The 6,251-nt window shown below is 65.6% G+C and carries 8 protein-coding genes; 5 read left to right on the top strand and 3 right to left on the bottom strand.

Annotation, left to right across the window (positions count from 1 at the left end):
- Positions 1–80: 80 nt before the first annotated feature.
- Entirely contained in the window at positions 81–437 is a 357-nt protein-coding gene (rpsF, locus tag AC6RA4_RS22495; RefSeq protein ID WP_500164110.1) for a 30S ribosomal protein S6, read from the bottom strand.
- 429 nt (positions 438–866) lie between these two features.
- Here rpsF and AC6RA4_RS22490 point away from each other — a divergent pair, with 429 nt between their 5' ends.
- Positions 867–1,439 carry a YceI family protein gene (locus tag AC6RA4_RS22490; protein ID WP_500164108.1) on the top strand — a complete coding sequence of 191 codons (573 nt, stop codon included), beginning with the start codon at positions 867–869 and terminating at the stop codon, positions 1,437–1,439.
- 15 nt (positions 1,440–1,454) lie between these two features.
- Here AC6RA4_RS22490 and AC6RA4_RS22485 read toward each other — a convergent pair whose 3' ends face one another.
- Together AC6RA4_RS22485 and AC6RA4_RS22480 are read right to left on the bottom strand one after the other, a co-directional pair.
- Positions 1,455–2,627 (bottom strand): acyltransferase family protein, encoded by a 1,173-nt coding sequence (locus AC6RA4_RS22485; protein ID WP_500164106.1) that lies wholly within the window; start codon positions 2,625–2,627, stop codon positions 1,455–1,457.
- Positions 2,628–2,782: 155 nt separating this feature from the next.
- Positions 2,783–3,454 carry a helix-turn-helix transcriptional regulator gene (locus tag AC6RA4_RS22480; RefSeq protein ID WP_500164105.1) on the bottom strand — a complete coding sequence of 224 codons (672 nt, stop codon included), beginning with the start codon at positions 3,452–3,454 and terminating at the stop codon, positions 2,783–2,785.
- A gap of 203 nt (positions 3,455–3,657) precedes the next feature.
- On the opposite strand from AC6RA4_RS22480, the gene AC6RA4_RS22475 reads away from it, so the two are divergent.
- From AC6RA4_RS22475 to AC6RA4_RS22460, 4 genes are read left to right on the top strand one after another with little or no spacing between them, the layout of a single operon-like run.
- Complete coding sequence (locus tag AC6RA4_RS22475; protein ID WP_500164103.1) at positions 3,658–3,873, top strand: twin-arginine translocase TatA/TatE family subunit; 216 nt, start codon at positions 3,658–3,660, stop codon at positions 3,871–3,873.
- Between the two features lie 6 nt (positions 3,874–3,879).
- A complete protein-coding gene (gene tatB / locus AC6RA4_RS22470) occupies positions 3,880–4,362 on the top strand; it encodes a Sec-independent protein translocase protein TatB (RefSeq protein WP_500164101.1) in 483 nt (160 codons plus the stop codon).
- The gene (tatC, locus tag AC6RA4_RS22465; RefSeq protein WP_500164099.1) at positions 4,359–5,360 is read left to right on the top strand and encodes a twin-arginine translocase subunit TatC; all 1,002 of its coding nucleotides are present in this window, start codon (positions 4,359–4,361) and stop codon (positions 5,358–5,360) included. The genes tatB and tatC overlap by 4 nt, the downstream gene beginning before the upstream one ends.
- Positions 5,357–6,196, top strand: a complete 840-nt coding sequence (locus AC6RA4_RS22460; protein WP_500164097.1) for an ATP-binding protein — start codon at positions 5,357–5,359, stop codon at positions 6,194–6,196. Before tatC ends, AC6RA4_RS22460 begins: the two co-directional genes overlap by 4 nt.
- Positions 6,197–6,251: the final 55 nt, after the last annotated feature.

Raw genomic sequence — 6,251 nt, 5'->3', positions numbered from 1 at the left:
TGTCGCCCGAGAAGGGGCAGACCTTGCGGCGGCGGAAAAACGGTTTTGCAGCCATGGTTTAACTCCTCTTTCTCAGGGTATCAGTTGCGGCGCTCGCGACAGCCGTCGCGCTCGTCACGTTTCTGCATCTGGACCGACGGGCCCTCGGCGTGCTCGTCGACCTTGATGGTCAGGACGCGCATCACGTCATCGTGCAGGCGCATCAGGCGCTCCATTTCCTGAACCGCGGTCGCCGGAGCGTCGGTCTTCAGGAAGGCGTAGTGGCCCTTGCGGTTCTTGTTGATCTTGTAGGCCATCGTCTTGACGCCCCAGTACTCGGATTCGACGACCTTGCCGCCGTTGTCCGAGAGGACGGTGCCAAAATGTTCGACGAGGCCTTCGGCCTGCGCGTTGGACAGGTCCTGACGCGCAATAAAGACATGCTCGTAAAGCGGCATGTGAGCTCCATTTCTATCAAGGCGCATTTCATAGGGCAGGCATCCTCTCCACTCCTGCCCACGAGAGACTGCGCGGTTCATACGGTCTCGCGGAGGGATGCGCCCGTATACACCTCTCGGCGCGGGGATCAAGGGCGAAGACGGGCAGGGCGCCAGCCCTCGGAAGACGGCCCGCGCGCCCCGGATGCTCGTGGCGGGCCTGATACCAGATCGCTGAGACAGGTGCGAGCCGCGCGTCGGTCGGGAGATGCAGGGGATCGAGCAAGCGCCCGCCCGCCACGGGGGCCGTCGGCGAAGCTCCGCACAAATGCACCGATATCCTGTTCATTTTTCAACAGACTCTGTGGGGCCAGCCGCAATTGCGGCGGCGCAGCATTACCCCAATCTTCTCCCCATCGACAACACGCACCCAACCAGTGGAGCCCCTGAATGAAATCCCTTCTCCTCGCCGGCCTGATGGCCGCCGCCCCGATCGCCGCCATCGCAGCCCCCGAGGCCTATGAGCTCGACTCCAGCCACAGCCAGATCGTCTTCAACTACAACCACCTCGGGTTCTCGACCGGCTACGGCATGTTCTCGGGCTTCGAGGGCGAGATTTCCTACGACGCAGAAGATCCGGCCGCCTCGTCGGTGGAAGTGTCCTTCCCGGTGCGCTCGATGATCACCGGCTGGGAAGCCCGCTTCGAGCACTTCATGAGCGACGACTTCTTCGGCGCTGCCGATGACGAGATGGTGACCTTCACCTCCACCGGCATCGAAGTGACCGGCGACAACACCGCGCTGATCACCGGCGACCTGACGCTGAACGGCGTGACCAAGGAAGTCGTGCTCGACACCACCCTGACCCAGGCTGGCGATCACCCGATGGAAGGCAAGCCGTGGCTCGGTTTCTTCGCCACCACCACGCTGATCCGCTCGGACTTCAACGTCGGCGCCTTCGCCCCCTATGTCAGCGACGAAGTCGAGGTCGAGATCTCGATCGAGGCGATGAAGGCCGAGTAAGGCCGGTCTCACTCCTTAGCGAGTGACCTGTTTCCCCGTGTGACCCCCGGTCTGCTTCGGCTGCCGGGGGTCTTTTTCTGCCGCCACGGTCTCGGTGGGGCGGTCATTGGGGCGGAAGCGGCGGAAATAGGCTTCGAGCGTGCGGAAGCTCAGCTCGGCCATGGCCCAGGACAGCAGCGAATAGGCGATCAGCAAGAGCCACATCGCCGCGCCGTCGCCCGGTTCGGCTGGCAGGCCAAGGCGGATGCCGATGCGTGCTGCGATGTCGAGGGCGATCAGATGATAGAGGTAGATGCCGTAGCTCACCTGGCCCACCCGCACCAGCGGCTGACGCGCGAGCAGGGTCTGCAGGCCGCCACGCTCGCGCACCACCAGCGCCATCAGCGTCAGCGTCATCAGAAGATGGATCGCGAAGTTCTGCAGCCCGCGCATGTCGAACGGCCCGAATTGCGCGATCAGAGCGATCAGGGCGAGCCCCGCAAGCGGCGTCGCGGGATGGGCGCAGAGCGGCTGCAGGCGCCGGTAGCTCTCGGGCCGGTGCAGCAGGATCGCGGCGAGCGAGCCGAGGATGATCGGCGCGTAGGTCGCGGTGGGCAGGCGGAACACCAGCGGCCCCGCCGCAAGCGGCGGATCGGCGGGCGGCATCATCGAGAGGCCGACGTTCAGCGCCACCAGTGCCAGCGCCACCGGCACCCAGAGTCGGCTTGGCAGCAGCATCAGCAGCAGCGGCCAGATCAGGTAATACTGCTCTTCGACCGAGAGCGACCAGGTGATCGACAGCGTCGGCACGTGCTCGACGAGGAAGTTCGACAGAAAGAGGTAGTAGAAGGGCACCGCCTGCAGGTACTGCGTCTGATCCTTCACGAGGATGTAGAAGGCGCAAAGCGCCGTCACCACGAAGCCATAGACCGGCAGGATGCGCAGCGCCCGGCGGATGTAGAAGTTGCGCAGCGAGAAGGCGCCCCTCCGCTCGCGCTCGCGCAGGAGCAGCGTGGTGATCAGGTAGCCGCTCAGCACGAAGAAGAAGTCGACTCCGAGAAAGCCCCGGTCGAGGATCTGCAGCGCCGGGCTGTGCACCGGCTGGGCATGATGCCAGAGCACCATCGCGATGCAGAGAAAGCGCAGCCCGTCGAGGCAGCGGAAATGGCTGCGGGCGCGGTAGGCGGCATGGCTGGTGGCGTCACTCATCACGTCGATACATCAATCCATCCGGCGCGCGGCCCGGCATCGCGGATCGCGGCGCCAGTCACGTTGCCCCTGAGTATGCTTAACAGCGCAAACGCAGCGGTGTCATGGCAGAGCTGCGGCAAGACGCGGGTATTTCCCGGCCCGTGCGCCACGCGTCACGGTTTGCGGCCCACGTAATCGGCCAGGCGCTTGCCGGGTTCGTCGACGAACAGGCCGGGCAGCGGCGCAAGCGTCTCGATCCGGTCGAGCCGCAGGCTGTCGAACGCGCCCTTGGTCTCGTTCCATGCCACGCAGGTCCAGATCCGGCCCCAGTAATCCAGCCGCAGCGGGCGGATCTCGAGCGGTTGCCCGCCGTCCCGCAGGGTGATGCGCAGGCGCTGCCGCGCGCGGATCGCGGCGCGCACCGCGGGCATGTGGCGAAAGCCCTCGGCGGCCTCGTGGAACGGGTAGCTGGCAAATCCGAAGGCACCGGGCTCGGGCGCGCCCTCCTCGGGCAGCACCGCGTCGATCTTGGCCGAGAGGCTCTGCGCCGCCTCGGCAAGTTCCGGCATTTCGCCGGCGCCCGCGCCGATGGCGGCAAGGCCCAGATGCAGCACCTCGAGCTCGGTCTCGGTCAGCGTGAGCGGCGGCAGGGTAAAGCCGCCGCGCGCGGTGTAGCCGCGCCCGCGTTCGCCCTCGATCGGCACGCCCGAGGCCATCAGTACGTCCATGTCGCGGTAAATCGTGCGCACCGAGACGCCGAAGCGCTCGGCCAGCGCCTCGGCTGTGTGCAACTTCCCGTCCTTGAGCCGCTCCATCAGCGCATAGAGCCGGTCGGTCTTTTTCATCTCTGCTCCCCTCGGGCCGCGCGGAGCGGTTCGGCACCAATCTGCCCTCCTGACAAAATAGTGTCAAAGAAGATCGCATATTTCTTCGCCTCGCGCCTTGCAGGGCCCCCCGGCCGCTTCCGGCGCCGCGCGCTTCGCCGTAGAGATCGGATCAGAGAGTTTACCGGATGCCCCCGAGGGCGCCCGCCACAGGAGAGAAGACAATGCTCAACAATATCGGCCTTCCGGGCCTTCTTCTGATCGCCGTCGTCGTGCTCGTGCTGTTCGGCCGCGGCAAGATCTCGAGCCTCATGGGCGAGGTCGGCAAGGGCATCACCGCCTTCAAGAAGGGCGTCGATGACGGCAAGAAAGAGCTCGAGGACGAGAAGGCCGAGAGCGCCAAGGACGTCACTCCGGCCGACGAAAAAGACAAGGTGTAAGCCCAGATGCTGGATCTTGGTTGGTCCGAGCTTCTGGTCATCGGCATCGTTGCGCTGATCGTGGTGGGTCCGAAGGACCTGCCCGTGCTGTTCCGCAACGTGGGCCGCTTCATGGGCAAGGCCCGCGGCATGGCGCGCGAGTTCACCCGCGCGATGAACGACGCCGCGGATGAAAGCGGCGTGCGTGACGTGGCCAAGACCTTCAAGACCGCGACGAACCCGCTTGGCTCTGCCATGGACGGGGTCAAGGACGCGGCGCGCGCGATGACCGACCCGACGCCGGAAAAGAAGAAAGAGGGCCTCAAGGAGGACCCGAACGCGCTCGATCCCGAGCGGCTCGAGGCGAAGAAGCGCATCGAGGCAAGCGCGGCGCGCAGCGCTGCCGACCGCCAGCGCCGCGAGGCCGAGGCGGCGCAGAAGCACGCCGAGGAGGCCGCTGCCAAGGCGGCCGAGCTCGAAGCGTCTCTCAAGAAAGACGGTGAAGCATGAGTCACACGGATCATGACGAGATCGAGGATAGCTCGGCGCCGCTGATCGAGCACCTGGCGGAGCTGCGCACGCGGCTGATCCGCTCGGTGATCGCCTTCATCATCGGCATCGTGCTGGCCTTCACCGTGGCCGAGCCGATCCTGCAATTCCTGCTCGGCCCCATCGAGGCCACCCTGCGCCAGCTCGGTGATCCTTCGCCGACGATGCAATATACCAGCCCGCAGGAATACCTGTTCACGCTGTTCCGCATCTCGATGGTGTTCGGCTTCGGGCTGGCCTTCCCGGTGATCTCCTACCAGCTCTGGCGCTTCGTGGCGCCCGGGCTCTACAAGTCCGAGAAGGGTGCCTTCCTGCCCTTCCTCATCGCCTCGCCGGTAATGTTCCTGCTGGGCGCGAGCTTTGCGCATTTCGTCGTTACGCCGCTGGCCATGGCGTTCTTCCTTGGCTTCGCCGACGTGTCGTCGATCTTTGCCAACCTGCTGTCGAATGCCGCCACCAGCGTCAGCGACGGCGTGGCGGGTGTACCCGCGGCCTCCGAGCCGGCGGTGGTCCCCGAGACCGCAGAGGGCATCCGCATCACCTTCTTCGGCAAGGTGAACGAGAGCCTCGACATCACGCTGAAGTTCATCATTGCCTTCGGCCTGTGCTTCCAGCTCCCGGTGCTTCTCACGCTGATGGGCAAGGCCGGGCTGGTCTCGGCGCAGGGCCTCGGCAGCGTGCGCAAATACGCCATGGTGGCGATCCTCGTGCTCGCCGCGCTGGTGACCCCGCCGGACGTGACCACGCAGATCATCCTCTTCACGGTGGTCTACGGGCTCTACGAGGTCTCGATCTTCCTGGTGCGCATCGTCGAGAAGAAGCGCGAGAAGGAGCTCAAGGCGCAGGGGCTGTGGTTCGAGGAAGAGCCGGACACCGAGAACGATCCGATGTTCAAGGAGTTCGACGAAGACGACGACGAGCCGGAAGACGACGCGTCGAATGACAAGGACAAGACGTGACCGATACGGATCTTTCCCGCATCGCGGCGGCGCTGGAGCGTATGGCTCCGGCGCCGCTCGCCGCCCCGGATTTCGACATCGCCGAGGCCTATGTCTGGCATGTCGATCCCGACCGGCTCGAGCCTGTCACCAAGGTCAACCGGGTGCCGCTCGACCTGCTTCTGGGCATCGAGCGCACCCGCGACACGCTGCTCGCCAACACCACCCAGTTCGCCAAGGGCCTGCCGGCCAACAACGCGCTGCTCTGGGGCGCCCGCGGCATGGGCAAGTCGAGCCTCGTTAAGGCGGTCTGCGCCGCCGTGCGCGAGGGCGGCTTCGATCTCAGGCTGGTGGAACTGCAGCGCGAGGATCTGGGCTCGGTCGCGCGGCTGCTGAACCTTTTGCGCGCCTCCGAAAAGCGCTTCGTGCTGTTCTGTGACGACCTATCGTTCAGCCATGACGACCAGCACTACAAGAGCCTCAAGGCGGTGCTCGACGGCGGCATCGAGGGGCGGCCCGAGAACGTGCTGTTCTACGCCACCTCCAACCGGCGCCACCTGATGCCGCGCGACATGATCGAGAACGAGCGCAGCTCGGCGATCAACCCGTCGGAGGCGGTGGAAGAGAAGGTTTCGCTGTCGGACCGGTTCGGCCTGTGGCTGGGCTTCCACCCGTGCTCGCAGGACGAATACCTCGCGATGATCCGCGGCTATTGCGATGCCTATGGCGTGGCGGTCGGGGAGGCGGAGCTGCGCACCGAGGCGATCGAGTGGCAGGCCACCCGCGGCTCGCGATCGGGCCGGGTGGCCTGGCAGTTCTTCACCGATCTGGCGGGCCGCCGGGGCGTGGCGCTCTAGAAGATTTTTCCTGCGAAAAATCTTCCGGCTGCACGACACGGACATGGGCGAAGAC

This window comes from Salipiger sp., assembly GCF_059781815.1.
The sequence above is the reverse complement of the archived record's forward strand: the minus strand, read 5'-3'. Positions and strand labels throughout refer to the sequence as shown.